This window comes from Azohydromonas caseinilytica (assembly GCF_012927045.1).
Taxonomy (GTDB): Bacteria; Pseudomonadota; Gammaproteobacteria; order Burkholderiales; family Burkholderiaceae_C; genus Azohydromonas; species Azohydromonas caseinilytica.
Genome location: NZ_JABBFW010000004.1, coordinates 230,270 through 256,377, shown reverse-complemented (window position 1 = coordinate 256,377; position 26,108 = coordinate 230,270). Strand labels below are relative to the sequence as shown.

Below are 26,108 nucleotides of genomic sequence, written 5' to 3'. Positions count from 1 at the left end.
GTGCACCATTGGATTGAGGGGTGGAGCCCGGCCGCGCTCCTGCGCGCCAGCTTGGCCAGGCCCGGCGCACGGTGTTACGGACCGATCTCGCTGCCCGCGCCGCTGGAGACACCGTTGCCCTTGGCCGAGCCGGTGCTGTCGGCCATGGCCGAGGCACCGCCGCCCTCGCCGATCGGGATCTGGCGGCTGCGGTTGTGGCGCACCGGCATGTCGAAGCTCACGTCGAGCACGCCGTTGTGGAAGCTGGCCTGGGCGGTGTCGGGGTTGACGCCCTCGGGCAGCGGGATGGCGCGGCGGAACTGCCCGTAGGTGCGCTCGCTGCGGTAGTAGCCGCCGGGCTGGGTGGTGGTGCGCGTGGTGCGGCGCTCGCCCTGGACGATCAACTGGCCGTTGTCGAAGTGGATCTGCAGGTCCTCGCGGTGCAGGCCCGGCAGGTCGGCGGAGACGTGCAATTTGCCGCCGCGCTCGCAGAGCTCGACCTGCGGCAGCCAGCCCGAGGTCGCCATCGGCGCCACGGCGGAGGCGCCGGCACTGCCGCCGGCGGCCTCGGTCTGGGTCTCGTCGGTGCCGCCGCTGCTGCCGGCGGCGGGGGACGTGGGCATGTCCATGCCTTGTTCCATGCCGCCGCGCTCGCGCATGCGGCTGCGCAGCAGCTCGCGCCCGCCGCCGATGAACTGGTGGAACAGGCGCTCCACGTCCTCATCAAGCCGCTTGAGCAGCTCGAAGGGGCTGGTGCCGCGGCGGCTGAAGAAATCGGTGTAGGGATTGCCGCCACGCGGCGGCTGCTGCTCGCCGTAGCCGCCGCCCTGCGGGCCGCCCGTGGCGCCGCCCTGCTGCCCGCCGGCGCTGCCGCCCTGGTTCATGCCCGCCGCGCCACCTTGCTGGCCGGCGGAGGCGCTGCTGAACTGCTCCTGCTGGCTGCCGGGCGTACCGCCGGCGGACGCCTGCGTACCTTGCTGTTGAGACGACGACGGGGTGCTGGTGGACCCTTGCTGCTGGGAGTTTTCCATGGCGAAGCGCTCCTCATCCGTGATGCCGGCACGGCCGCCCCCTGCGGCGGGCTGGCGCCGGAGGCGGGCAGGAGACGTGCCCGCTTCCGGTCCGCCGCATCACGAGTCCGTCGAGCCGGCCGCCCGCGCCGCCTCCCTCTCGCGCAGCACCTTCCTCTGCACCTTCCCCGTCGTCGTCATCGGCAGCTGCTCGATGAACTCGATGTCCTTGGGATATTCATAGGGCGCCAGCCGCCCGCGCACGTGCTGCTGCAACTCGTCGATCAAGGCCGCGTCGCCCTGGTAGCCGGGCGCCAGCACCACGTAGGCTTTCACGACCGCGCCGCGCTCGGGGTCGGGCTTGGGCACCACGGCGGCATTGGCCACCGCCGGGTGTTTCAGCAGGCAGTTCTCGATCTCGCCCGGGCCGATGCGGTAGCCGGCGGCCTTGAACATGTCGTCGCTGCGCCCGCGATACCAGAGGTAGCCCTCGGCATCCATCTCCGCCATGTCGCCGGTGCGGCACCAGCTGTCGTCCGGGTCACCGGTGAACTTGGCGCGCGTGGCCTCCTCGTTGCGCCAGTAGCCCAGGAAGAAGATCGGGTCCGGGTCGCCATGCACGTCGCGCCGGTGCAGCGCCACGTCGCCCACCACGCCGGGCGGACAGACCTTGCCTTCGTCGTCGATAACGGCCACGCGGTGCCCGGGATAGCCGCGGCCCATGCTGCCCGGGCACGCCGGCCAGCCCTGCGCCGGGCGGCCGTCCGGCGTGGTGGGCGTGGCGCTGTTGCCCACGATGTAGTTCACCTCGGTCTGGCCGAACATCTCGTTCACCACCACGCCCAGCTCGTCGCGGCACCAGTTGAACACCGCGTCGCCGACGGCCTCGCCCGCGCTCATCAGCCCGCGCAGGCGCAAGTTGAAACGTTCGCGCGGCTGCGGCACGGCTTTCATCATGGCTTTCAAGGCCGTGGGGAACAGGAAGCTGTGCGTGACGCCGTGGTCCTGCAGCAGCTCGAAGGCGCGCACCGGGTCGAAGCGCCCCCGGTAGGCCAGCACCTCGCGGCCGAAGAACAGCGTGGGCAGCAGCACGTCCATCAGCCCGCCGGTCCAGGCCCAGTCGGCCGGGCTCCAGAACGGGCCGGGCGCGGGCGGCGCCGTGGCTGTTTCCGCTTCAGTGCCCTGCTCCAGTGCCGGCGGTCCCCAGGGTGCGCCGAGGTCAAAACCGTTCTGGCTGGCGACGAAGCCCGTGAGGTTGCCCAGCAGCGCCCGCTGCGGCAGCAGCGCGCCCTTGGGCGCGCCGGTGGTGCCGCTGGTGTAGATGAGGATGGCCGGGTCCTCGGCAGTGGTCGGTTCGCACTCGAAGGCCTCGGGGGCGGCGGCCAGCGCGGCGTCCCAGTCCACCGTGTCCGCCTCGCCGCGGCCCTGGGCGCGGCCAGCGGCCAGCAGCGTGTGCAGCCCCGGCACGGTGGCGCGCAGGCTGCGCAGCGCCTCGATGCCGGCCTCGTCGGTGAGCGCCAGCACGGCCTCGCTGTGCCGCAGCCGGAACTCCAGCGCCTCGGGGCCGAACAGCGTGGTCAGCGGCATGGCGATGGCGCCGAGCTGGTGCACGGCCATGTGCGCCACCGCGGTCTCGATGCGCTGCGGCAGCACGATCGCCACCCGGTCGCCGCGCGCCACGCCCAGGCGGCGCAGCGCGTGCGACAGGCGGTTCGCGTCGCGCTGCAGCTGCGCGTAGCTGCAGGTCTGAACGCTGCCGTCCGCGCTCACCTGCCGGATGGCAATGGCCTCGGGCGTGTCGCGCGCCCAGCGTCCGCAGCAGGCTTCGGCGAGGTTGAAGTCGGCGGGCACGCGCCAGCGCCAGGCCTGCACGAGGGCGGCGTGGTGGTCCGGGGTGGCGGAGGCCTCGGCCTCGGCGCGGGGGGTGTCAGGGTCGATCTGCATGGCGAGGCAGCTTAGGAGCGCCCAAGGCGCCCGCCAGCCCGGCGCAACCCGGGCTTGTGTATCGGTTCGGAACAGCGGCCCGGGCGCGGCCCGGGGCCCGGCTGCCGTCTCGCCTAGAGTGCGGCGCATGACTTACCAACCCCGCGTCCCGAGCACCAGCCGCTTCCTCGACATCCGCCGCCTGCGCTACCACGTGCAGAGCTGGGGCGACCCGGCGCTGGCCACGCCGCAGCGTCCGCCCCTGGTGCTGCTGCACGGCTGGATGGACGTGGGCGCGTCCTTCCAGTTCCTGGTGGACGCGCTCACCACGCCGCGCTGGGTGATCGCGCCCGACTGGCGCGGCTTCGGCCGCACCAGCGTGCCCGGCGCCGACAGCTACTGGTTCCCCGACTACCTGGGCGACCTGGATGTACTGCTCGACGCCTTCAGCCCCGACGCACCGGTGGACCTGGTGGGCCACAGCATGGGCGGCAATGTCGCCATGGTCTATGCCGGCGTGCGCCCGCGGCGCGTGCGCCGCCTGGTCAACCTCGAAGGCTTCGGCATGCCCGACAGCCGCCCGGCCCAGGCGCCGTCCCGGCTGGAGAAGTGGCTGGACGAGCTCAAGAGCCCGCCCCGGCTCAGCCCCTACCCCAGCCTGGAAGCGGTGGCGCGCCGGCTGCAGATGAACGACCCGTTCCTGGGCGTCGACAAGGCGCAGTGGCTGGCCGCGCACTGGGCCGAGCCCGACGGCGAAGGCCGCTGGCGGCTGCGCGCCGACCCGGCGCACAAGCAGGTCAACCCGGTGCTCTACCGCAAGGAGGAGGTGCTGGCCGCGTGGCAGCGCATCCAGGCGCCGCTGCTGTGGGTCGAGGGCGAGCAGACCGAGGTGCTGCGGCGCTGGGGCGCGGCCTACCCGCGCGAGGATTTCGAAGCCCGCATGGCCACGCTGCCGCGCCTGCAGCGCGCGCTGCTGCCCGACTGCGGCCACATGCTGCACCACGACCAGCCCCAGGCCGTGGCGGCGCTGCTGGAGGAGTTCCTGGACGCCGGGAGCTGAACCCATCCCGTTCGGACTGAGCCCGCGGCGGGGCTCATGCCGAAGGGGGCCACGGCCTCACAGCAGCGCGCTGAACAGCGCCGGCACGCCGATCACGACCAGGCTCACGAGCAGCAGCTCGGCGCCGCCCAGCCGGTCCATCAACCTCTCCAGCATGCGCATGTCGGCCTCCATCCAGGGTGCTTGCGGGACGCAGCCTAGGCGGCGCCGGCGGGCCCGGACTTGACCCATCTCAATTGACGACCGTCATGTCCGGGATGCCCCGGGGTGCCGCCAATCGCTCACCGCGGCCTGCGTCCGGGCCGCCGGCGCCCGGGTCAGCAGGCTCACCACCACGATGACGACGAAGCCCACCGGCACGCCCAGCACGCCGGCGGACACCGGGTGCAACCCCCACCACAGCTGCAGCGGCGCGTCGATGTGGAACACGCGGCGCAGCCAGGGCTGGGTCAGCACCATGTACAGCCCCGCGGTGAGCAGCCCCGCCACCATGCCGGCGCAGGCGCCCGCGCGCGTGGCGCGCCGCCAGAAGATGCCCAGCACCAGCGCCGGGAAGAAGGCCGAGGCCGCCAGCGAGAAGGTGGCCGAGACCAGGAACAGGATGTCCGCGGGCTTGTGCGCCGCCACCGCCGCCGCGCCCAGCGCCACCACCAGCAGCAGCGCCTTGGAAATCGTCACGCGCCGCGTGGTGGAGGCGCCGGGGTTGATGACGCGGTAGTAGGTGTCGTGGCTGAGCGCGTTGGAGATGGTCAGCAGCAGCCCGTCGGCGGTGGACAGCGCCGCGGCCAGCCCGCCGGCGGCCACCATGCCGGCGACGACATAGGGCAGCCCGGCGATCTCGGGCGTGGCCAGCATGATGATGTCGCCGCCGATCTTCATCTCGCCGAGCTGGAAGATGCCGTCGCCGTTGACGTCGGACACCGACAGCAGCCCCGGATCGACCTTGGACCAGTTGGCGATCCACGCCGGCAGCCGGTCGAAGGGCGTGCCCACCAGCACGTTGAAGATCTCGTACTTGACCAGCACCGCCAGCGCCGGCGCCGTGACGTAGAGCAGCAGGATGAAGAACAGGCTCCATGCCACCGAGGCGCGCGCCTCGCGCACCGAGGGCGTCGTGTAGTAGCGCGTGAGCACGTGCGGCAGCGCCGCCGAGCCCACCATCAGGCAGAACACCAGCGCCAGGAAGTTGCGCCGCGAGGCCTCGGGGCTGCCGCGCGCGAGCGGGTCGCCGTCGGGCTCGCCGGCAAAGGGCACGGCGTGCTCGGGCATGCCCGCCAGCGGGCGCGCGCGCGCCTCGTTGGCCGCCTTCTCCGCCTCCCACATCTGCCGGGCCTCGGCCTCGCTGTTGGGCAGCTGCGCCAGGGCGCGCTCCGCGGCATGGATCTCGGACTGCGGCGCGTTGGTCTGCTTCAGCCGCGCCACGCGCGCCTTGGCGGCATCGACCTCGGCCACCAGCGCCGCGGGCACGTTCTCCAGGCGGCGCGCGTAGGCGTCGGCGCGGCCCTGGAAGGTGGCGATCACCTCCTTCTCGCGCGGGTCGAGCTTCAGTTGCTGCTCGCGCTCGCTGACCTTCTCCAGCTGCACGCCGTACACCAGCAGCGGCAGCGGCACGCCCGTCTGCTTGGCCGCCAGCCAGCACACCGGCACCAGGTAGGCCAGGATCAGCACGATGTACTGCGCCACCTGCGTCCACGTCACCGCGCGCATGCCGCCCAGGAACGAGCACACCAGCACCCCGCCCAGGCCCACGAACACGCCCACCTCGAAGGGCAGCCCGGTGAGGCGCGCCGTGATCAGCCCCACGCCGTAGATCTGCGCCACCAGGTACATGAAGCTCACCAGGATGGCGCAGGCCGCGCCGATGAGCCGCGGCAAGTGCCCTTCGTAGCGCGCGCCCAGGAAGTCGGGAATCGTGTACTGGCCGAACTTGCGCAGGTACGGCGCCAGCAGCAGCGCGATCAGGCAGTAGCCGCCGGTCCAGCCCATGACGTAGGCCAGCCCGCCGAAGCCGCTGAGATACAAGGTGCCGGCCATGCCGATGAACGAGGCCGCGCTCATCCAGTCCGCGGCGGTGGCCATGCCGTTGTAGAAGGCCGGCACGCGCCGGCCCGCCACGTAGTACTCGGCCGGGTCGGTGGTGCGGCTCAGGATGCCGATGCCCGCATACAGCAGCACCGTCATGAGCAGGAAGCTGAAGCCGATCCAGCGCTTGGACAGCCCCGACACCTGCTCGGCTGCGCCCAGCAGCACCACGAACACGACGAAGCTCAGCGCGAAGGCCAGGTAGATGCGGTCGAGCCGGGCGCGGAAGAAGCGCTGCGATCGGGGCGCGCCCATCTCAGGCGTCCTCGTCCACGCCGGCCGCGGCGTCGATGCGCGCCATGACCCAGGCATAGACCACCACGATCGCCAGGAACACCAGCAGCGCGCCCTGCGAGGCCATCCAGAAGCCCAGCGGCCAGCCGAAGAAGCGCTGGCGCAGCTCCGCGGCAAAGAACACGGCCACGAAGCTGGCTCCGAACCACGCCAGCAGCAGCACCATGGTCAGCGTCCGGGTATGGCGCCAGTGCCGCGCCAGCGCGGGCTCGGGCGGTGCCGGCTCGGTGGCGGCGGCGGTGGGGGTGTCGGCCTGTGCTCGGCCCTGGCTGTGCATGTCTCCTCCGTGTGCGGCGGGCTTTGCGCCGGCCGCCGGGGCGCGATTGTCTTACAACGCCCGTACCGCCCGGCGCGGCACGGCGCGCGTGCGAAAATTCGCCCTTTCCCGCATCACCAACCGTGAGTCCCCACACATGGACATCGAACGCATCAACGCCATCGGCAGCCTGCTGACCGATCTGAGCGAGCGCACCCAAGCGCTAAGGGGGTATCTTTGACTACGACCGCAAAGCGCTCCGCCTGAACGAAGTCAACGCCGCGCTGGAGAACCCCAGCGTCTGGAACGAGCCCAAGCGCGCCCAGGAGCTGGGCCGCGAGAAGAAGACGCTGGAGACGGTGGTCGAGACCATCAACCACCTCGAGCGCAACCTGGGCGACAACCTCGAGCTCTGGGAGATGAGCAAGGCCGACGAGGACGTCGCCGCGCTGGAGCACATCGAGAGCGAGGCCCAGCAGCTCCAAGGCACGGTGGAACAGCTGGAGTTCCGCCGCATGTTCAACAACCCGGCCGACCCCAGCAACTGCTTCATCGACATCCAGGCCGGCGCCGGCGGCACCGAGGCCTGCGACTGGGCCAGCATGCTGCTGCGCCAGTACCTCAAGTACTGCGAGCGCAAGGGCTTCAAGGCCGAGGTGATGGAGGAGACCGAAGGGGACGTTGCCGGAATTCGAAGCGCAACGATCAAGGTCGAGGGCGACTACGCCTTTGGTCACCTGCGCACCGAAACCGGCGTGCACCGCCTGGTGCGCAAGAGCCCCTTCGACAGCTCCGGCGGGCGCCACACCAGCTTCGCGTCGCTGTTCGTCTATCCGGAAGTCGATGACTCGATCGAGATCGACATCAACCCGGCCGACGTGCGCACCGACACCTTCCGCGCCTCGGGCGCGGGCGGCCAGCACATCAACAAGACCGACTCGGCCGTGCGCCTGACGCACATCCCCACCGGCATCGTCGTGCAGTGCCAGAACGACCGTTCGCAGCACCGCAACCGCGACGAGGCCTGGCAGATGCTGCGCTCGCGCCTGTACGAGCACGAGATGCGCAAGAAGATGGCCGAGCAGCAGAAGCTGGAGGACGCCAAGACTGACGTGGGCTGGGGCCACCAGATCCGCTCCTACGTGCTGGATCAGAGCCGCATCAAGGACCTGCGCACCAACGTCGAGATCTCCAACACCCAGAAGGTGCTGGACGGCGACCTCGACAGCTTCATCGCCGCCAGCCTCAAGCAGGGCCTGTAAAGCCCGGCCCGGCGCGGGCGGCGCCTTGTGTGCCGGCCCGCGCGTCCCGACCGATCAACCGAGCAACACCGGGAGCACCCGCACATGCGCGAAGGCACCGCCCATCTGGTCCGCCGCGAGGACTACCTCGCACCGGCATACCGCATCCGCAGCGTCGATCTGTGCTTCGACCTGGAGCCGGCCAAGACGCTGGTCAGCTCCAGGCTGCAGATCGAGCGCGACCCGCAGGCCGCGCCGCAGCCGTTGCGCCTGCACGGCGAGGGCCTGACGCTGCTGCGCGTGCTGGCCAACGGCGAGAGCGTGAGCTTCCGCCACGAGGACGGCTCGCTCGTGATCGACCATCCGCCCGAGGACGCGAGCTTCACGCTGGAGATCCGCAACAGCTGCTGCCCCGAGAAGAACACCGAGCTCTCGGGCCTCTACACCAGCGCCAGCGGCTTCTTCACGCAGTGCGAGGCCGAGGGTTTCAGACGCATCACCTACTTCCTGGACCGCCCGGACGTCATGGCCGTGTACACGGTGACGCTGCGCGCGGACAAAGCCAAGTACCCGGTGCTGCTGTCCAACGGCAACCTGGTCGAGCAGGGCGAGCTCTCCGGCGGGCGCCACTACGCCAAGTGGCACGACCCGTTTCCAAAACCCAGCTACCTGTTCGCGCTGGTGGCGGCGGACCTGGTGGCGCGCGAGCAGCGCATCCGCACCCGCAACGGCCAGGAGCACCTGCTGCAGGTGTTCGTGCGCCGCGGCGACCTGGACAAGACCGAGCACGCGATGAACTCGCTCATCGCCTCGATCGTCTGGGACGAGACGCGCTTCAAGCTGCCGCTGGACCTCGAGCGCTTCATGATCGTGGCGGTCGAGGACTTCAACATGGGGGCCATGGAGAACAAGGGCCTCAACATCTTCAACACCAAGTTCGTCCTGGCCAGCCCCGCCACCGCCACCGACGTGGACTTCTTCGGCATCGAAAGCGTGGTGGCGCACGAGTACTTCCACAACTGGACCGGCAACCGCGTCACCTGCCGCGACTGGTTCCAGTTGAGCCTCAAGGAAGGCCTGACCGTCTTCCGCGACCAGGAGTTCTCGATGGACATGAGCGGCGGCGCCAGCGCCCGCGCCGTACGCCGCATCGAGGACGTGCGCCAGCTGCGCGCCTCGCAGTTCCCCGAGGACGCCGGCCCCATGGCGCACCCGGTGCGCCCCGACAGCTACGTCGCCATCGACAACTTCTACACCGCCACCGTCTACGAGAAGGGTGCGGAAGTCGTGCGCATGATGCACACGCTGGTCGGCCGCGAGGGCTTCGCCAACGGCATGACGCTGTACTTCCAGCGCCATGACGGGCAGGCCGTGACCTGCGACGACTTCGCGCAGGCCATCGCCGACGCCAACCCCGGCAGCGCGCTGGCCGTGCGCCTGGACACCTTCAAGCGCTGGTACGCGCAGGCCGGCACGCCCACCGTGACGGCGCGCGGCCACTACGACCCCGAGACCGGCCGCTACACGCTGACGCTTCAGCAGCGCTGTGCGCCCTCCCCCGGCCAGCCGGTGAAGCAGCCTTTCGTCATCCCGGTGGCGATGGGGCTGCTGTCGCACGACGGCACACCGTTGCAGCTGCAACTCGAAGGCGAGGACGCCTCCGCGGCCAGCGCCGAGCGCGTGCTGGTGCTGGAGGAGGCCGAGCAGAGCTGGACCTTCGTCAACCTCGGCGCCGTGCCGGTGCCCTCGCTGCTGCGCGGCTTCTCCGCGCCGGTGATCCTGGACGACGGCCTGAGCGACGCCGAGCGCCTGGTGCTGCTGGCGCATGACACGGACGCCTTCAACCGCTGGGAGGCCGGCCAGCGCCTGGCGCTGTCGCGGCTGTGCGCCGCCGCCTCGGGCCAGGCCCCGGCGCACCTGGACGACGCCTTCATCGAGGCCATGCGCGCGGTGCTGCGGCACCCGACGCTGGACGCCTCGTTCAAGGAGCTGGCGCTGCAGCTGCCCAGCGAGGGCTACGTGGCCGAGCAGCTGGCGGTGGTCGATCCGCAGCGCATCCACGCGGTGCGCGAGTCGATGCGCGCACAACTGGCGCAGCACCTGCATGCCGACTGGATGTGGGCCTGGGAGCACCACCAGGTGCGCGAGGGCTACCAGCCCACGGTGGCGCAGGCCGGCCGCCGCGCGCTGGCCAACCTGGCGCTGGCCATGCTGTGCCTGCACGCGCAGCGCAGCGCCGACCCGGTGTGGCCGGGCCGCGCCTACCAGCGCTTCAAGGACGCGGGCAACATGACCGAGCGCCTGGGCGCGCTCTCCGCGCTGGTGGAGTCGCACGCCGAGCTGGCCGAGCCCGCGCTGGCGCGCTTCCACGAGCTGTTCCAGGGCGACGCGCTGGTGCTGGACAAGTGGTTCGCGCTGCAGGCGCGCGCCCCCGAGCATGAAGGCCGCGTCTTCGCGCGCGTCAAGGCGCTGCTCAAGCATCCTGACTTCTCGTTGCGCAACCCCAACCGCGCCCGCAGCCTGCTGTTCTCGCTGACGATGTTCAACCCCGCCGCCTTCCACCGCCCCGACGCCGCGGGCTACGTGTTCTGGGCCGACCGGGTGATGGAGATCGACGCCATGAACCCGCAGCTGGCGGCGCGCCTGGCGCGCGTGATGGACCGCTGGCGCAAGCTGGCCGAGCCCTACCGCGAGGCCGCGCGCGCGGCGATCCAGCGCGTGGCGGCCAAGCCCGACCTGTCCAACGACGTGCGCGAGATCGTCATGCGCGCGCTGGCCGACGACGCGAGCGCCGCCGCGGCCGAGTGAACCGAATCATTTCTTCCTGGAGGCAGCACCCATGAGCAAGCGAGTCAGTCTGACCCAATACCTGGTCGAGCAGCAGCGCGAGCACGACAACATCCCGGCGCAGCTGCGGCTGCTGATCGAGGTGGTGGCGCGCGCATGCAAGCGCATCGCCATCGCCGTCAACAAGGGCGCGCTGGGCGAGGTGCTGGGCAGCGCCGGCTCGGAGAACGTGCAGGGCGAGGTCCAGAAGAAGCTGGACATCATCAGCAACGAGGTGCTGATCGAGGCCAACGAGTGGGGCGGCCACCTCGCGGCCATGGCCAGCGAGGAGATGGATGAGATCCACATCATCCCCAACCGCTACCCGCAGGGCGAGTTCCTGCTGCTGTTCGATCCGCTGGACGGCTCCTCCAACATCGACGTCAACGTCAGCATCGGCACCATCTTCTCGGTGCTCAAGAAGCCCACCAACCACGAGGGCGTGAGCGAGGCCGACTTCCTGCAGCCCGGCAACCAGCAGGTGGCCGCGGGCTACTGCGTCTACGGGCCGCAGACCACGCTGGTGCTGACCGTGGGCGCCGGCGTGGTGATGTTCACGCTGGACCGCGAGCTCGGCGGCTGGTTCCTGGTGGAGCAGGACGTGCAGATCCCGGCCGACACCAAGGAATTCGCGATCAACATGAGCAACATGCGCCACTGGGCCCCGCCGGTGAAGCGCTACATCGACGAATGCCTGGCCGGCACCACGGGCGCGCGCGGCAAGGACTTCAACATGCGCTGGATCGCCTCCATGGTGGCCGACGTGCACCGCATCCTCAGCCGCGGCGGCATCTTCATGTACCCCTGGGACGCGCGCGAGCCTTCCAAGCCCGGCAAGCTGCGCCTGATGTACGAGGCCAACCCCATGGCCTTCCTGGTCGAGCAGGCCGGCGGCGCCGCCACCAACGGCCAGCAGCGCATCCTCGACATCCAGCCCACCAAGCTGCACGAGCGCGTCAGCGTGATCCTGGGCTCCAAGAACGAGGTCGAGCGCGTGACGGCCTACCACGAGAAAGCCGGCAAGCCCTGACGCCCTGACCCGGGGGCGGCCGCACCATCGGCACGGGGCTTGCCGCGCGATGCGCCAACCGCATCGACGCCGCATCCACCCCGTGAGCACCCACCGCCGCCACCCCCGCCAGCACGGCTTTGAAAAATTTCAAGCGAAATGCTTGCAGCGCCCCTCAAACCCGTGCCATAATCTAGGTCTTGACGGCACAGCCGGTGTAGCTCAGTTGGTAGAGCAGCGCATTCGTAATGCGAAGGTCGGGAGTTCGACTCTCTTCACCGGCACCAATCACGAAAGCCCTGGTTCCTCACGGAACCAGGGCTTTTTCGTTTGTTGCGCCGCGCAACTTGCGCGCAACCGCCTGACAGCCCGAGGCTGCTGCGTCGCGATGAGCGGCTTCGGGGTGGCGTCACCCTCACTTCTTGAGGCTTGAGCACCATGCAGCCCGGACCCGACACCCTGCGCCTCGTCGGCGACGTGGGCGGCACCAACGCCCGCTTCGCCCTGCTCGACGACTTCGGCCACCTGCAGGCCGCGCGCACGCTGCCCACCGCCGATCACGCCGACCTGGCCGCGGCGGTGCAGGCCTACCTCGCGCCGCTGGGCACGCCGCCGCTGCGCGAGGCGGCCATCGCCATCGCCAATCCCATCGAGGGCGACGAGCTGCGCATGACCAACAGCCCCTGGCGCTTCTCCATCGAGGCCACGCGGCAGCAGCTGGGCCTCAGGCGCCTGTGCATGCTCAACGACTTCGAAGCCCTGGCGCTGGCGGTGCCGGCGCTCTCCGGCGCGCAGCTGGAGCAGCTCGGCGGCGGCAGCGCGGTGGAGGGCGCGCCCAAGGTGCTGATCGGCCCGGGCACGGGCCTGGGCATGGCCTCGCTGGTGCGCGGCCACGACGGGCGCTGGGTCGCCGTGCCCGGCGAAGGCGGCCATGCCACGGCGGCGCCCACCTGCGAGCGCGAGGCCGACATCCTGCGCGTGCTGTGGCGACAGCTCGACCACGTTTCGATCGAGCGCGTCGTCTCCGGCATGGGCCTGGAAAACCTCTACCGCGCCATCGCCACGCTCGACGGCGTGCCGGTGCAGCCGCTGGGCGCCGCCGAGGTCAGCCGCCAGGCGCTGGCCCACGGCGACGCGCAGTGCGTCGAGGCGCTGCAGCGCTTCTGCGCGCTGCTGGGCAGCGCCGCCGGCAACCTGGCGCTGACGCTGGGCGCGCACGGCGGCGTGTACGTGGGCGGCGGCATCGTGCCCAGGCTGGGGCCGTACTTCGCGGCCTCGCCCTTCCGCGGCGCCTTCGAGGCCAAGGGGCGCTACCGCGACTACCTCTCGCGCATCCCCACCTTCGTCATCCGTGCCGAGGAGCCGGCGCTGCTGGGCGCGGCGCAGGCGCTGGAGCGAAGCTGAGGCGCAAGCCGGGAGCCGTTGCATGCGCATCCTGATCGGCACCGCGTCCTGGACCGACAAGTCGCTCATCGATTGCGGGCGCTTCTATCCCAGGGAGGCCAACAGCGCCGAGGCGCGGCTGCGCTTCTACGCCTCGCGCTTCCCGCTGGTGGAAGTGGATTCCTCCTACTACGCCATGCCCTCCCCGGCCACGGCGCAGCTCTGGGCCGAGCGCACGCCCGCCGACTTCACGATGAACGTGAAGGCCTTCCGGATCTTCACCGGCCACCAGACGCAGCCCAAGGTGCTGCACGAGGACCTGCGCAAGGCGCTGGCCTGGCCCGAGGGCCGCAACCTGTACTGGAAGCATGTGCCGCCCGACATCAGGGCCGAGTTCTGGCGCCGCTTCCAGCAGGCGCTGCAGCCGCTGCAGTCGGCGGGCAAGCTGGGGCTGGTGCACTTCCAGTTCGCGCCCTGGGTGGTGTGCAACAAGGCGGGCATCGAGCAGGTGCAGGACTGCGCCGGGCACATGCCCGAGCACACCCTGAGCGTCGAGTTCCGGCACAAGAGCTGGTTCGACGACAAGCACCGCGCCGACACGCTGGCGCTGCTGCGCGACCTGAAGCTGGTGCACACCGTGGTGGACGGGCCGCAGGGCTTCAGCAACAGCGTGCCGGCATTGTGGGAGGCCACGCACCCGCGCGTGGCGCTGCTACGCCTGCACGGGCGCAACACCGAGAGCTGGAACGTCTCCGGCCCCACCACCGCCGCGTCGGACCGCTTCAACTACGACTACAGCGACGCCGAGCTGGCGCAGCTTGCCAAGCCGCTGCGCGGGCTGGCTGAGCAGGTGGCCGAGTGCCACGTGGTGTTCAACAACAACCACGAGGACCAGGGCCAGCGCAACGCCGCCACGCTGATGCGGCTGCTGGACCTCGCCCGGCCCTGAGCGCCTTCGGCGCCCCGGGCAGCTTGCAAACGCTGTTTCCGCAAGCAACGCCCACCGCCCGGCCAAAGGTCTAGAACGGGAGCCGCGGCAAGGGTGCCCTTGGAGGAGCGCGGCATGTTGCATCCCTTCGATCCCGGCGGCGTGAACGAGCCTTTTCGCAGCCTGTGCGCCGACTACCCCGGCCCGGAGGCCTATCCGGAGAGCCAGTTCCGGGTCGAATGGGGCCCGATCTTCCACCGCGGGCGCCTGGACGGCTCGGCCCGGGTGCTGGTGATCGGCCAGGACCCGGCGCAGCACGAAACCATCGTGCGCCGCATCCTGGTGGGCGAGGCCGGGCGGCGGGTGCAGGGCCTGCTGGCGCGGCTGGGCATCACGCGCAGCTACGTCTGCATCAACACCTACCTCTACAGCGTCTACGGCAGCGTCAGGGCCGCCACGCGCCGGGGCGCGGGCCTCGTGAGCTACCGCCACCGCTGGCTGCAGGCCGTGCTAGGCAGCGGCCAGGTGGAGGCCGTGATCACTCTCGGACAGGCGGCCCGCGAAGCCTGGGAGCTCTGGCAGGCGACGCCCGAGGGGCAGGCGGTGGCGGTGGCCTTCGCCGCGGTGACGCATCCCACGCAGCCGGAAAGTTCCGGCCACAACGCGGCCGAGGTGGCGCAGGCCACGGCCGCCCTGCTGCAGAACTGGAACGCCGCGCTGCAGGCCCTGGCGCCGGCGCTGCAGCATCCCGACACCCCCACCCCGCTCGCGCCCTACGGCACGGCCTGGGCCGAGGGCGACCGCCTCCCCATCCCCGAGGAGGACTTTCCCGCCGGCCTGCCGGCCTGGATGCACGAGAACGACGGCTGGGCCCGGCGCGTGGGCAGCGATGCCCTGGCCAAGCGGCGCAACATCACCCTCACGGTCCCTTCGGGGGTCCTGTCGTGAACGGGCGGCGCTGGTATCCCCTGGCCGAGCGCGGCGGCGAGGCGCAGGCCGCCACCGGGCTGGCCCGGGCCGCGGCGCCGCGGCCCATCGATGCGCTGACCGGCCCGAAGCTGGCGCTGGCCGGCCGCGTGGTCACCATGGACGCCGCCTTCACGGTCCTGAACGACGGCGTGCTCTACATCGACCGCGGCGCCATCGTCGCCGTGCAGGCGCGCGCGGCGCCGCCCCCGCCCGGCTTCGAGGCCGTGGCGCCGGTGCGCACCGAGGGCACGCTGCTGCCCGGCCTGATCGAGCTGCACAACCACCTCAGCTACAACGTGCTGCCGCTGTGGAGCCCGGTGCCGCGGCGTTTCGAGCACCGCGGCCAGTGGCCCGACCATCCCGACTACCGCCGCCTCATCAGCGGCCCGATGACCATCGTCGGCACCTGGCGCGACGCCCAGGGCCGGGCCGCGCTGCTGGCGCCGCTGGTGCGCTACGTCGAGTGCAAGTGCATCGTCGCGGGCGTGACCACCAGCCAGGGCATCATGCTCAACAGCAATGCCGGCGTGCAGCGCCACTACCGCGGCATCCTGCGCAACGTCGAGCAGACCGACGACCCCGACCTGCCCGAAGCCAAGGCCCGCATCGACGATGTGGAGGCGCGCAACGCCCAGGCCTTCCTGGCCCGGCTGAACAAGCAGGGCGAAAGCGGCTGCTTCCTGCTGCACCTGAGCGAGGGCGTGACCCCGGACGGGCAGGCCGACTCGCTGGCGCGCCGGCATTTCCTGGCGCTGCGCGTGGCCGCCGACACCTGGGCCATCAACCAGCGGCTGGCCGGCATCCATGCCGCCGGCCTGCTGGCCGAGGATTTCGCGGTGCTGGGCGGGCATGGCGGCGCGATGGTCTGGTCGCCGCTGAGCAACCTGCTGCTGTACGGCGCCACCGCGCGCGTGGACGCCGCGCGCCGGGCCGGCGTGCGCATCGGGCTGGGCAGCGACTGGTCCCCGTCGGGCAGCAAGAACCTGCTGTGCGAGCTGAAGGTGGCCTGGCTGGTGTCGCAGCAGCTGCTGGGCGGCCTGTTCAGCGCGCGCGACCTGGCGGCGATGGTCACGCGCGACGCCGCCGCCATCCTGCAGTGGGAGGCGGCCCTGGGCAGCCTGGAGCCGGGCAAGCGCGCCGACCTGCTCGTCATCGACGCGCACACCGGCGACCCCTACGAGGCGCTGCTCCGCGCCCGGGAGACCGACATCCACCTGGTGATGGTCAACGGCGTGGCGCGCTACGGCGTGCCCTCGCTGATGGCGGCGCTGGGCGCCGGCGGCGGCGAGACGCTGCGCGTGGGCGGCAGGACGCGCCGGTGGTTCCTGGCGCAGGACAGCGGCGATCCCGACGTGGCCCAGGTGTCATTGGCCGAGGCCCGGCGCCAGCTGCGCGCGGCGCTCCACGACCTGCCCCGGCTGGCCCGCGAGCTGGAGCAGGCCCCGGTGCGCCGGGCCACGCTGGCGCTGGACGCACCCGAGCCCGTGGTCTGGTCGCTGGCGCTGGACGAGATCCGCCCCACCGGCAGCGAGCTGCGGCCGCGGCTGCCCTTCGAGGCGCCGGACGACTTCACCGGCCCGCAGACGGCGCTGCGCGCCGCCGCGGCGCCGCTGTCCACGGTGCTGGCGCCGGTGCGGCTGGACCCGCTGACCGTGGCCGACGACCCCGACTACCTGGCCCGCATCGCGGCGCAACCCAACGTGCCCGTGCCCATCCGCAGCGGGCTGGCGGCGTTCTACGGTGTGCAAGCCACGCCGCCGCCGCAGGTAAATACCGGCCCGGGAGCACTGCCTGCCGCGCAGCCGCATTGAGGCGCTGGGCGAAGGCAGGCCGCCGGGCCGGGGCCCGGGCTTGTGCCGAGGCGCCCCGGGCACAGCCCTTGCCAATCCCCTGAATACGGCAATTTCGCCGACCGATCCGGGGTTCCCCATGGTGAACGTAGCAGTCCTCGTCCCGTCGGCCGGTGGCCGGCATCCACCCTTCGCAGAGCCGGCCGCCAGGGCGCGCCCGGCAATCACGCCGCACGAGCGGCTGAGCTTCGTGCCCTGCCGCACCGACGCGCGCCAGCACGAGCTGGCCTCGCACCGCGGCATCGCCCGGCGGCTGGCGGCGCTGATGGGCTGTGATTTCGCCGAAGGCGATGCCGCCGCCAGTTCCGGCGCGCTGGGCTACGTGGTGCCCAACGAAACGATCTTTTCGCTGGAGGCGGCGCGGCGCCTGGGCGTCTGCGGCGAGGAGGATCTGTTTGGCGGCGTGGTGCCGGCGCCCTTCGTCGCCACCAAGGTCATCACGCATCCGCTGATTCGGCCCGATGCCCCCGCGCCTGCCGGCTGGAGCGAGTGCTTCGGCCAGCGCGTGCGCGACAGCGTGCTGCCGGGCTTCTCGGTGTTCAGCGTGGAGGACGCGCGCGAGGCCGGCCGGCAGCTGCTGCAGGACGGGCCGGTGCGGCTGAAGCTGGCCTGCGGCATCGGCGGCTCGGGGCAGTCCGTGGCGCGCGACGCGCGCGAGCTGGCGGCCCAGCTGGACGCGCTGCCGGCCGACGTGCTCAGCCGGCACGGCCTGGTGCTGGAGCGCAACTTGGCCGACGAGGTGCACACGTACAGCATCGGGCTGCTGCGCCTGGGCACACTGGTGGCGAGCTACTTCGGCACCCAGCGCAACACGCTCAATCGCCAAGGCCAGGAGGTCTACGGCGGCTCCACGCTCACGGTGGTGCGCGGCGGCTTCGAGCGGCTGGAGCAGCTGGCCGCGGACGATGCCGGCGCGCGCCGCGCCGTGGCGCTGGCGCGCACCTACCACGAGGCGGCCTGCGACTGCTTCGAGGGCTTCCTGGCCTCGCGCGCCAACTACGACGTGGTGCAGGGCCGCGACGCCGCCGGGCGGATGCTGGCCGGCGTGCTGGAGCAGTCCTGGCGCATCGGCGGCGCCAGCGGCGCCGAGGTGGCGGCGCTGCAGGCGCTGTGCGACGACCCCGCGCGCGAGACGGCGCGCGCCTCGACCGTGGAGCTGCATGGCGAGCCGGCGGAGCTGCCCGAGGGTGCCGTCCTGTACTACCAGGGCGTGGACGAGCATGTCGGCCCCATCACCAAGTACGCCCTGCTGCACAGCGACGAAACCTGAGCGACACACTCCCTGGAGGACCATGAGCACACGCGAGCAAGCTCTGACCATCGCCGTCGATGACGCGAGCATCGAGGGCACCGTCATCACCCCCGGCACGGCCATGCCCGGCGTGCTGTTCGTGCACGGCTGGGGCGGCAGCCAGGAGCAGTACCTCACGCGCGCGCGCGAGATCGCGGCGCTGGGCTGCGTGTGCCTGACCTTCGACCTGCGCGGCCATGCCGACACCCGGGAGCAGCGCGAATCGGTCTCGCGCAAGAGCAACCTGCGCGACGTGCTGGCCGCCTACGACCAGCTCGCGCGCCATCCGCACGTGGACCGCGACGCCATCGCCGTGGTGGGCAGCAGCTACGGCGGCTACCTGGCGGCGATCCTGACCACGCTGCGCAAGGTGCGCTGGCTGGCGCTGCGCGTGCCCGCGCTCTACATCGACACCGGCTGGGAAGTGCCCAAGGTGCAGCTGCACAAGGACCAGGACCTCAAGGCCTACCGGCGCAGCTTCATCAAGGCCGAGGACAACCGCGCGCTGCGCGCCTGCGCCGATTTCGAGGGCGACGTGCTCATCGTCGAGTCCGAGCACGACGACACCGTGCCGCACCCCGTGATCACCAGCTACCGCGAGGCCTGCCTGCAGGCGCGCTCGCTGACCTACCGCTGCCTGGCCGGCGCCGACCACGGCCTGACCAGCGAGGCCTCGCAGCGCGCCTACACCGCGCTGCTGACGCAGTGGCTGGGCGAGATGCTGGCCGGCGCGCGGCGCGAGGGCGACCAGCTCGCCGCCACCGCCGTCAAGGGCGTGGCCAGCCAGCAGGCGGCGGCGCAGACCGCCGTGAGCGAGACCGAGCCCGAGGCGCCGCCGATGGCGCGCTGAGCCGGCCCGGCCTTCGGGCCCGCCCGCGCCTGCCGCCGGTGCGGCCGGCGCTCAATCCTTGCGCTGCAAGGCCGAGGTCAGATGGTCGATCAGGACCCGGCACTTGGAGACCATGAAGCTGTTCGAGGGGAACAGCAGGTAGGCCTGGCCGTGGTAGTTGGCCTGGAACGCCCAGTCGCCGAGCACGGGCACGATCAGGCCCCCGTCCAGCGCGTCGCGGGCCACGAAGTCCGGCACGCAGCCCACGCCCAGGCCGCCGAGCACGGCGTCCAGCCGGATCTCGCTGTGGTTGGCGACGTAGCGGCCCTGCACGATCACGTCCACCACCTCGTCGCCCTTGCAGAAGCGCCAGCGGTTGTCGCGCTCCTGCTCGCCCAGGTACAGGCAGCTGTGCGCCAGCAGGTCGCGCGGATGCCCGATGGCGCCCTTTTCCTTCAGGTAGCGCGGCGCGGCGCACAGCAGCTGCCGCACCGCCGTCAGCGGACGCGCCACCAGCCCCTGCGGCGGGTCGCTGGTCAGCCGCACCACCAGGTCCACGCCCTCGCGGATGGGGTCGATGTCGCGATCGGCCACGATGAGCTGGATGTCCACGTTCGGATAGCGCTCCAGGAAGGCCATCAGCAGCGGATGCAGCACGTGGCGCGCGAAGGCCTTGGGCGCGCTGACCCGCACCTGGCCGCGCGGCTCGTTCACGAACTGCTGCGCCACCTGCATCGTGGCCTGGGCCGCCGCCACCAGGTCGCGGCAATGCGCGAACGCCTCGATGCCCGGCTCCGACAGACGCAGCTGCCGCGTGGTGCGCTGCATCAGCTGCACGCCGAGCTCCTTTTCCAGCCGCGTCACCTGCCGGCTGGCCGCCGACGGCGTCATGCCGAGTTCGCTGGCGGCCGCCGAGAAACTCCCCAATTCAGCCACCCGCAAGAAGGTCACCATTTCAGGCAGGATTTTCAAGAAAGCATTTGTTCCCACGGCGCAACACTGTTGTTCTGACTCGACGGCTAGTCATTATTCCATCGATCCTTAATATCTCTACGTCCGCAACCAATCTTTATTGATACTCCATGAAATTCGGAAGAATTCGTAGTTTTGATGATCTGGATGTGGTGGCGCGTCACGCGCGCCATGTCCTGACGCTGTTCAGCGGCGGGCTGGACAGCAGCTACGTGCTCAAGGAACTGGCCGAGCGAAACTGCCGCGTCACCGCGCTGGCCATGGACGTCGGCGAGGGCGTGCACCAGAAGGACCTGCAGGAGATCGCGGCCCGCTTCGGCGCGACGCTGGAGCTGGTGGACATGCGCGAGGAATTCGCGCAGCAGGCCGTGCTGCCGGCCATCCGGGCCCAGGCCAGGTACCTGGGCATTTATCCCATCAGCTCGTCGCTGTCGCGCCCGATGCTGGCGCAGTGCGCGGTGGAAACCGCCGTCCGCCTGGGCTGCGACGCCATCATCCATACCGCCAACCAGTCGCAAAATAGTTTGCGTCGCCTCAACGGCGCCATTGCGCAATTGGGTTACGAGGGCTGGTACGGCACCCCCTATGAATTCTCGGCCATGACACGGGACGAGAAAATCAAAATCCTGTCCCAGGCCGGCCTGCCGCGTTTCCAGGCCCGGGGCATCAGCGGCGACGCCAACCTGTGGTGCCGTGAGTTCGAATCCGGCGCCCTGGAAAATCCCGAGGCCTTCTGGGTGCCGGAGTCGCTTTACGAGTGGACCGCGCCGCGCGACCTCGGCGCGCTGCCCCGGGAGCTGCGCGTGAGCTTCGACGCCGGCACGCCGGTGGCGCTCAACGACGAGCGGCTGCCCCTGCAGGAGCTCATTGCCCGGCTCAACCGGCTGGCGGGCGCCTTCGGCGTCGGCCGCTACTGCGGACTGGAGCACCTGGATTTCGGCGAGAAGGTGCTGGAGGTGCGCGAGGCGCCGGCGGCGCATGTGCTGATGGACGCCTACCGGCACCTGGAGACCGCCACGCTCGACGCCGAGCTGCTGCGCGAGAAGCTGGGCCAGGAGCAGGTGTGGGTGCGCGAAGCCATCGAGGGCCGCTGGTTCGGCCACTTGCGCGACGCGGCCGAGGCCTTCATCGCCCGCACGGCGCGCCATGTCACCGGCACGGTGGCCTACACGCTGCGCCCGGGCGCGGCCGACGTGTGCTCCATCCGGGCCGACAGGCCGCTGTACCTGTGCGACCGCGACGGCTGGGAAAAGCGCGTCGCCCGTGAACGCGCCCATACCCGCCTGAGCCACGACATGACGAGCACCCAGGAGATCTACGCATGAACGACACCGCCCTGATCGAGCGCCCCACGAGCCTGCGCTGCAACGAGACCGGCCCGCGCCCGGATGCTTCCGACATGCGCCTGGTGGAGGAGCTCCAGCGCCAGCGCTACGCCCTGATGCGGGGACCGGAAACGGCGGCGTGGCTGGACTTCCCCATGCGCGAGTGGCCGCGCTTTGGCGACTACTGGAACCGCCTGACCCTGGACCGCCACATGGGCGACGGCGGCACCTACCGCTTCCGCCGCTACGGCGAGCTGGAGCTGCAGTACCCCGACCAGCTGCGCCAGCTGCCCCACGGCCCTTATGAGCAGCCGCGCTACATCAACAAGCTCAATGGCGGCATCCAGCGCTGGTTCGATCCCCTGGAGCCGGAGTTCGTGCAGGAGGAGTCGCTGACGAAGCTGCTGATGAGCCTGGCCCGGGTGCTGGACCGGGTCGAGGGCGCCCGCCAGTGCTGGAACGTGCGGCTGCACCCCTACCGCATCCGCGCCTCGTCCGACACGGCCGGCCAGCCCACGCCGGAAGGCCTGCACCGTGACGGCGTGGACTACATCGTGGTCATGATGGTGCGGCGCCACAACGTGCGCGGCGGCGAATCCACCATCACCGACGCCGAGGGCCAGCCGCTGTTCGTGTGCAAGCTGGTGGAGCCGCTGGACTTCATGGTGCTGGACGACAACCGGACCATGCATGGCGTGACGCCCGTCCTGCCCGCCCCCGATGCCCTGGAGGCCTATCGCGACGTCCTCGTCCTGGCCTTCACGAAGAACGCGGGTTGAGCATGGCCCGCGACGACGGTATCCCGGCGCAGGGCTGGCGCCCGGGGGGCGGCGCGTGGCTGCGGGCCGGCATGGGCAGCGGCGAGCTGATGCTGCTGATGGTGGCCGCCATCTGGGGCAGCAGCTACGCCCTGGCCAAGCTCGCCACGCAGCAGATGCCGGTGCCGGAATTCCTGGCGCTGCGCTTCAGCCTGACGTTCCTGGTGCTGCTGCCCGCGCTCAAGCCGCTGTGGGGCGGCCATTGGCGCCAGGGACTGCAGGTCGGAGGGCTGCTGGGGGGCAACCTGCTGGCGATCTTCGTGTGCGAGACCTACGGCGTGTCGCTGACCACGGCCACCAACGCCGCCTTCCTCATCAGCCTGTGCGTGGCCTTCACGCCGCTGGTGGAGTGGCTGGTGCTGGGGCAGCGGCCACCGGCGCGCATGTTCTGGGCCGCGGGGGTGTCGGTGCTAGGCGCGGCGCTGCTGACCGACGGCGGCAGCGGCGCGGCCGCGCTGCCCGGCGGCCTGGGCGACGGGCTGATGGTGCTGGCGGCCCTGCTGCGGGCCCTCATGGTCTGCCTGACCAAGCGCCTGGCCGGGCGCCATGCCCTGCCCGCGCTGACGCTGACGGCGCTGCAGGCCGGCGTGATGGCCCTCGGCGCGCTGCTGCTGGCGCTGCTGCTGCGGCGCGGCGCCTGGCCGCCGCTGCCGACGGACCCGATGTTCTGGTTCAGCGTCGGCTTCCTGGTGCTGTTCTGCACCGTGTTCGCGTTCTTCGCGCAGAACTACGCCGCCGTGCGCACCAGCCCCTCGCGGGTGTCGATGCTCATGGGCTGCGAGCCCGTGTTCGGCGCGCTGTTCGCGCTGCTGTGGCTGGGCGAGGCGCTGACCTGGCGGGTGTGGAGCGGCGGCTCGCTGATCGTGCTGGCGACCTGGTGGGCAACGGCCCCCCGGCCGCAGCGGCGCTGAGCCGCTTCAGGCCCAGGCCGGCGCGACACCTTCGGGCTGTCGGGCCGGCCCCGGCCGGCCTCACTTCCTCCAGAACGACCTCGTGAACAGCACCAGGATGGAGAACAGCTCCAGCCGCCCCAGCAGCATGGCGACGGTGCAGACCCAGGTCTGGAAGTCGGTGAGCGGCTGGAAGGTGCCGGCCGGGCCGACCGTGCCCAGGCCGGGGCCGGTGTTGTTGAGGCTGGACAGCACCGCCGTGAAGGCCGTCACCGCCTCCAGCCCGGAGAACAGCAGCAGCAGCGTGGCACCCACCATCACCGCGCCGTAGACCAGCATGAAGGCCAGCACCGACTGCAGCACGTTGGCGTCCACCACCGCCCCGCCCAGCGTGATCGGCGCCACCGCGCGCGGGTGCACGATGCGCTTGAACTCGCGCTGCGCGCTCTTCATCAGCAACAGCGAGCGGATGAGCTTGATGCCGCCGCCGGTGGAGCCCGCGCAGCAGGTGAAGCAGGACATGAACAGCAGCAGCAGCGGCGCGAAGGGCGGCCACTGCGCGTAGTCCTTGGTGGCGTAGCCGGTGGTGGTGGCGATGGAGACGACGTGGAAGGCGGTGTGGCGCAGCGCCTCCACGAAGTCCGGGTACACCTGGTGCGCCATCAGGAACAGCGTCAGCCCCACCGTCGCCGCCGCCATCAGGAACAGGTACAGCCGCGCCTCCATGTCGCGCCACACCACCCACGGGTTGCGCCGGCGCCAGGCCACGAAGTAGAGCGGGAAGCTGATGCCCGCCAGCAGCATGAAGACGATGGCCACCGTCTCGATGGCCGGCGAATCGAAGGCGCCGAAGCTGGCGTCGTAGGCGGCGAAGCCGCCCAGGCTCACCGTGGTGCACATGTGCATGAAGGCGTCTGCGTAACCCATGCCGGCGAGGCGGTAGCCCAGGAAGCAGGCCAGCGCCAGCGCGAAGTACACGCTCCACAGCCCGCGCGCGGTCTCGGCGATGCGCGGCGTGAGCTTCTGGTCCTTCATCGGGCCGGGCGTCTCGGCCTTGAACAGCTGCGAGCCGCCCACGCCCAGCATGGGCAGGATCGCCACCGCCAGCACCAGGATGCCCATGCCGCCGATGAACACCATCAGGCAGCGCCAGACGTTGATGGACAGCGGCAGCTTCTCCAGCCCGGTGAGCACGGTGGCGCCGGTGGTGGTCAGGCCCGAGACGGCCTCGAAGTAGGCGTCGGTGAACGAGAGGCCGTCGATGTGGAACAGCAGCGGCAGCGCGCCGAAGGCCGGCAGCACCACCCACACCAGGCTCACCAGCAGGAAGCCGTCGCGCGGCAGCAGCTCGCGGCTGGAGCGGCGGCCCACCAGGTGCAGCGCCAGGCCGCAGAAGAAGGTGACGAGGATGGCGCCGTCGTAGGCGTACAGCGCCGCGTCGTCGCCGAAAAAGGCGAAGGCCAGCGGCACCAGCATCGTGCCGGCGAACAGCATCAGCACGCCGCCGAGGACGGCCAGGACGGGGAGCAGGCTCTGCAAGCGGGCCTCGCGCTCAGAGGAACATGGGCGAGACCTGGAACAGCTTCTGCACCTGGCGCACCTGTTTCTTGTTGGGCAGGAAGACGATGAGGTGGTCGCCGGCGCGCACCAGGGTGTCGTGGTGGGCGATGACGATCTGGGCCGACGACACGTCGCCGGCGGCGCGCCGCTCGCGCAGCGCCAGCCCGTCGCCGCGCCCGCGCCGCTCGCGCCGGGTCGTGACGGCCTCGCCGCGCTCGGGCAGGCCGCGCACGATGGCGCCGATCTGCGCCCCTTCGGGCAGCGGGATCTGCTCGATGCGCCGGCCCACGAGCTTGCTGGTGGCCTCGTCGCCGCTGACCACTGCCTCCAGCACCTCGGCCGTGCCGTGGCGCAGCGAGTGCACCGCCTCGACGTTGCCCCAGCGCACATGCGCCAGCAGCTCGCCGATGACGGCCTGGGCGGGCGAGAGCGCGATGTCGATGGTGGTGCCCTGCACCAGGTCGGCGTAAGCCTTGCGGTTGATGAGCGCCAGCACGTGGCGCGCGCCCATCCGCTTGGCCAGCAGGCAGGCCATGATGTTGTCCTCGTCGTCGCTGGTCAGGGCCAGGAACAGGTCCATGTCCTGCACGTTCTCGTCGCCCATGAGCTCCTCGTCGGTGGAGTCGCCGTTGAGGACGAGCACGTCGCCCGGCAGCTGCGTGGCGAGGTAGTCGCAGCGCGAGCGGCTCATCTCCACGATCTTCACGTTCACCTCGCCGCGCAGCTGCCGCGCCAGCCGCAGCCCCACGCGCCCACCGCCGGCGATCATGACGCGCCGCACCGGGCGGTCGCGCTCGCGCAGCGCGCCCAGCACGCGGCGCAGGTGCTCGGTGGCGCTGAGCACGAACACCTCGTCGCCGGGCTCGATGCGGGTGCTGCCGCAGACGTCGGCGACGGGCTTGTCCTGGCGGTAGATGGCGACGATGCGCATGTCGGCGCCGGGCACGAGCTGCGGGATCTCGTCGAGCCGGTGCCGCACCAGCGGGCCGCCGGCCACGGCGCGCACCGCCACCAGGCTCAAGCGCCCCTGCGCCAGCTCCAGCACCTGCAACGCCTCGGGGTAGCGGATGAGCTGCCAGATCGAGCGCATCACCGACTCCTCGGGGCAGATGACGCGGTCCACGCCGAAGCCCTCGCGCTCGGTGGTCAGCGGCGTGCCCTCCTGGAACTCCGGGCTGCGCAGCCGCGCGATGGTGGTGGGCACGTTGAAGAGCTGGTGCGCCAGCTTGCAGGCCACGAGGTTGGTCTCGTCGAGCTGGGCGCAGGCGATGAAGAGGTCGGCGTCGGCGATGCCCGCGTCGCGCAGCACCGAGGGCTGGATGCCGTTGCCCGCCACGCCCTTGAGGTCGAGCCGGTCCTGCAGCTGCGACAGCCGGGCCGGATCGGTGTCGATGACGGTGATGTCGTTGGCTTCCGAGGCCAGGCTCTCGGCCACGCTCTCGCCCACGCGGCCGGCTCCAAGGATGACGATGTTCATGGCGGCGGCATCTTCATGCGGGGCCCTGGACACGGCAAGCATCGCGCCGGCAGGGCGGCTGCAAGCGGTGACCGAAACGTGAGCTTTCCTTGAAGGCGGCGTGAAACGTGGCGACCAGAGTTGTCTGCACCAGCCC

At 71.1% G+C, this 26,108-nt stretch carries 21 protein-coding genes and 1 tRNA gene; 15 read left to right on the top strand and 7 right to left on the bottom strand.

The features are described 5' to 3' along the window. Positions 1–74: 74 nt before the first annotated feature. Positions 75–1,010, bottom strand: coding sequence for an Hsp20/alpha crystallin family protein (locus HHL10_RS08255; RefSeq protein WP_169159870.1), 936 nt, complete (start codon positions 1,008–1,010; stop codon positions 75–77). Positions 1,011–1,109: 99 nt separating this feature from the next. After that, the gene (locus HHL10_RS08250) at positions 1,110–2,933 is read right to left on the bottom strand and encodes an acetate--CoA ligase (RefSeq protein ID WP_169159869.1); all 1,824 of its coding nucleotides are present in this window, start codon (positions 2,931–2,933) and stop codon (positions 1,110–1,112) included. A 127-nt stretch (positions 2,934–3,060) separates the two neighbouring features. On the opposite strand from HHL10_RS08250, the gene HHL10_RS08245 reads away from it, so the two are divergent. After that, the gene (locus HHL10_RS08245; protein ID WP_169159868.1) at positions 3,061–3,972 is read left to right on the top strand and encodes an alpha/beta fold hydrolase; all 912 of its coding nucleotides are present in this window, start codon (positions 3,061–3,063) and stop codon (positions 3,970–3,972) included. Positions 3,973–4,218: 246 nt separating this feature from the next. Here HHL10_RS08245 and HHL10_RS08240 read toward each other — a convergent pair whose 3' ends face one another. After that, on the bottom strand, positions 4,219–6,309 hold the full coding sequence (locus HHL10_RS08240) for a VC_2705 family sodium/solute symporter (RefSeq protein ID WP_169159867.1): 2,091 nt from the start codon (positions 6,307–6,309) through the stop codon (positions 4,219–4,221). Between the two features lies 1 nt (position 6,310). After that, the gene (locus HHL10_RS08235; protein ID WP_169159866.1) at positions 6,311–6,625 is read right to left on the bottom strand and encodes a DUF4212 domain-containing protein; all 315 of its coding nucleotides are present in this window, start codon (positions 6,623–6,625) and stop codon (positions 6,311–6,313) included. 46 nt (positions 6,626–6,671) lie between these two features. On the opposite strand from HHL10_RS08235, the gene HHL10_RS08230 reads away from it, so the two are divergent. From HHL10_RS08230 to HHL10_RS08180, 11 genes are all read left to right on the top strand, one after another. Next, positions 6,672–6,845, top strand: a complete 174-nt coding sequence (locus tag HHL10_RS08230) for a hypothetical protein (protein ID WP_169159670.1) — start codon at positions 6,672–6,674, stop codon at positions 6,843–6,845. Further along, positions 6,762–7,866 (top strand): peptide chain release factor 2 gene (prfB, locus tag HHL10_RS08225; protein ID WP_169159865.1). Its coding sequence is split into 2 segments (ribosomal slippage): positions 6,762–6,842 and positions 6,844–7,866, totalling 1,104 coding nucleotides; the frame shifts between segments, so codons are not numbered across the junction. Before HHL10_RS08230 ends, prfB begins: the two co-directional genes overlap by 84 nt. Before the next feature lie 84 nt (positions 7,867–7,950). Continuing rightward, positions 7,951–10,653 (top strand): aminopeptidase N, encoded by a 2,703-nt coding sequence (pepN, locus tag HHL10_RS08220; protein WP_169159864.1) that lies wholly within the window; start codon positions 7,951–7,953, stop codon positions 10,651–10,653. A 31-nt stretch (positions 10,654–10,684) separates the two neighbouring features. Next, positions 10,685–11,701: a class 1 fructose-bisphosphatase gene (locus tag HHL10_RS08215; RefSeq protein WP_169159863.1), complete on the top strand. Its 1,017-nt coding sequence runs from the start codon at positions 10,685–10,687 to the stop codon at positions 11,699–11,701. A gap of 190 nt (positions 11,702–11,891) precedes the next feature. Next, positions 11,892–11,967, top strand: a tRNA-Thr gene (locus HHL10_RS08210). A gap of 151 nt (positions 11,968–12,118) precedes the next feature. Next, positions 12,119–13,084 (top strand): glucokinase, encoded by a 966-nt coding sequence (locus HHL10_RS08205; RefSeq protein ID WP_169159862.1) that lies wholly within the window; start codon positions 12,119–12,121, stop codon positions 13,082–13,084. Between the two features lie 22 nt (positions 13,085–13,106). Next, the gene (locus HHL10_RS08200; protein WP_169159861.1) at positions 13,107–14,012 is read left to right on the top strand and encodes a DUF72 domain-containing protein; all 906 of its coding nucleotides are present in this window, start codon (positions 13,107–13,109) and stop codon (positions 14,010–14,012) included. A 114-nt stretch (positions 14,013–14,126) separates the two neighbouring features. After that, on the top strand, positions 14,127–14,939 hold the full coding sequence (locus tag HHL10_RS08195; protein ID WP_169159860.1) for a uracil-DNA glycosylase family protein: 813 nt from the start codon (positions 14,127–14,129) through the stop codon (positions 14,937–14,939). Further along, positions 14,936–16,771 carry an amidohydrolase family protein gene (locus tag HHL10_RS08190; RefSeq protein ID WP_205832951.1) on the top strand — a complete coding sequence of 612 codons (1,836 nt, stop codon included), beginning with the start codon at positions 14,936–14,938 and terminating at the stop codon, positions 16,769–16,771. Before HHL10_RS08195 ends, HHL10_RS08190 begins: the two co-directional genes overlap by 4 nt. Before the next feature lie 118 nt (positions 16,772–16,889). Next, the gene (locus tag HHL10_RS08185; RefSeq protein WP_169159859.1) at positions 16,890–18,080 is read left to right on the top strand and encodes a DUF3182 family protein; all 1,191 of its coding nucleotides are present in this window, start codon (positions 16,890–16,892) and stop codon (positions 18,078–18,080) included. Between the two features lie 22 nt (positions 18,081–18,102). Beyond that, positions 18,103–18,951 (top strand): alpha/beta hydrolase family protein, encoded by an 849-nt coding sequence (locus tag HHL10_RS08180; protein ID WP_169159858.1) that lies wholly within the window; start codon positions 18,103–18,105, stop codon positions 18,949–18,951. A gap of 51 nt (positions 18,952–19,002) precedes the next feature. Here HHL10_RS08180 and HHL10_RS08175 read toward each other — a convergent pair whose 3' ends face one another. Beyond that, positions 19,003–19,920 carry a LysR family transcriptional regulator gene (locus HHL10_RS08175; protein WP_169159857.1) on the bottom strand — a complete coding sequence of 306 codons (918 nt, stop codon included), beginning with the start codon at positions 19,918–19,920 and terminating at the stop codon, positions 19,003–19,005. A 92-nt stretch (positions 19,921–20,012) separates the two neighbouring features. Here HHL10_RS08175 and HHL10_RS08170 point away from each other — a divergent pair, with 92 nt between their 5' ends. The 3 genes from HHL10_RS08170 to HHL10_RS08160 are packed head-to-tail and all read left to right on the top strand — an operon-like array spanning position 20,013 to position 22,956. After that, positions 20,013–21,227, top strand: a complete 1,215-nt coding sequence (locus HHL10_RS08170; RefSeq protein ID WP_169159856.1) for an argininosuccinate synthase-related protein — start codon at positions 20,013–20,015, stop codon at positions 21,225–21,227. Then, on the top strand, positions 21,224–22,006 hold the full coding sequence (locus HHL10_RS08165) for a 2OG-Fe dioxygenase family protein (protein ID WP_235971187.1): 783 nt from the start codon (positions 21,224–21,226) through the stop codon (positions 22,004–22,006). Before HHL10_RS08170 ends, HHL10_RS08165 begins: the two co-directional genes overlap by 4 nt. Before the next feature lie 2 nt (positions 22,007–22,008). Further along, positions 22,009–22,956, top strand: coding sequence for a DMT family transporter (locus tag HHL10_RS08160; RefSeq protein ID WP_169159855.1), 948 nt, complete (start codon positions 22,009–22,011; stop codon positions 22,954–22,956). 60 nt (positions 22,957–23,016) lie between these two features. Here the strand turns inward: HHL10_RS08160 and HHL10_RS08155 are convergent, their stop codons facing one another. Beyond that, positions 23,017–24,474 carry a TrkH family potassium uptake protein gene (locus tag HHL10_RS08155; RefSeq protein WP_235971186.1) on the bottom strand — a complete coding sequence of 486 codons (1,458 nt, stop codon included), beginning with the start codon at positions 24,472–24,474 and terminating at the stop codon, positions 23,017–23,019. A 13-nt stretch (positions 24,475–24,487) separates the two neighbouring features. Then, complete coding sequence (gene trkA, locus HHL10_RS08150) at positions 24,488–25,972, bottom strand: Trk system potassium transporter TrkA (RefSeq protein ID WP_169159854.1); 1,485 nt, start codon at positions 25,970–25,972, stop codon at positions 24,488–24,490. Positions 25,973–26,108: the final 136 nt, after the last annotated feature.

What these genes read in the sequence shown, in the direction of transcription:
- HHL10_RS08255 (WP_169159870.1), bottom strand. Translation starts at nt 1,010, where the DNA reads ATGGAAAACTCCCAGCAGCAAGGGTCCACCAGCACCCCGTCGTCGTCT.
- HHL10_RS08250 (WP_169159869.1), bottom strand. Translation starts at nt 2,933, where the DNA reads ATGCAGATCGACCCTGACACCCCCCGCGCCGAGGCCGAGGCCTCCGCC.
- HHL10_RS08245 (WP_169159868.1), top strand. Translation starts at nt 3,061, where the DNA reads ATGACTTACCAACCCCGCGTCCCGAGCACCAGCCGCTTCCTCGACATC.
- HHL10_RS08240 (WP_169159867.1), bottom strand. Translation starts at nt 6,309, where the DNA reads ATGGGCGCGCCCCGATCGCAGCGCTTCTTCCGCGCCCGGCTCGACCGC.
- HHL10_RS08235 (WP_169159866.1), bottom strand. Translation starts at nt 6,625, where the DNA reads ATGCACAGCCAGGGCCGAGCACAGGCCGACACCCCCACCGCCGCCGCC.
- pepN (WP_169159864.1), top strand. Translation starts at nt 7,951, where the DNA reads ATGCGCGAAGGCACCGCCCATCTGGTCCGCCGCGAGGACTACCTCGCA.
- HHL10_RS08215 (WP_169159863.1), top strand. Translation starts at nt 10,685, where the DNA reads ATGAGCAAGCGAGTCAGTCTGACCCAATACCTGGTCGAGCAGCAGCGC.
- HHL10_RS08205 (WP_169159862.1), top strand. Translation starts at nt 12,119, where the DNA reads ATGCAGCCCGGACCCGACACCCTGCGCCTCGTCGGCGACGTGGGCGGC.
- HHL10_RS08200 (WP_169159861.1), top strand. Translation starts at nt 13,107, where the DNA reads ATGCGCATCCTGATCGGCACCGCGTCCTGGACCGACAAGTCGCTCATC.
- HHL10_RS08195 (WP_169159860.1), top strand. Translation starts at nt 14,127, where the DNA reads ATGTTGCATCCCTTCGATCCCGGCGGCGTGAACGAGCCTTTTCGCAGC.
- HHL10_RS08185 (WP_169159859.1), top strand. Translation starts at nt 16,890, where the DNA reads ATGGTGAACGTAGCAGTCCTCGTCCCGTCGGCCGGTGGCCGGCATCCA.
- HHL10_RS08180 (WP_169159858.1), top strand. Translation starts at nt 18,103, where the DNA reads ATGAGCACACGCGAGCAAGCTCTGACCATCGCCGTCGATGACGCGAGC.
- HHL10_RS08170 (WP_169159856.1), top strand. Translation starts at nt 20,013, where the DNA reads ATGAAATTCGGAAGAATTCGTAGTTTTGATGATCTGGATGTGGTGGCG.
- HHL10_RS08165 (WP_235971187.1), top strand. Translation starts at nt 21,224, where the DNA reads ATGAACGACACCGCCCTGATCGAGCGCCCCACGAGCCTGCGCTGCAAC.
- HHL10_RS08160 (WP_169159855.1), top strand. Translation starts at nt 22,009, where the DNA reads ATGGCCCGCGACGACGGTATCCCGGCGCAGGGCTGGCGCCCGGGGGGC.
- trkA (WP_169159854.1), bottom strand. Translation starts at nt 25,972, where the DNA reads ATGAACATCGTCATCCTTGGAGCCGGCCGCGTGGGCGAGAGCGTGGCC.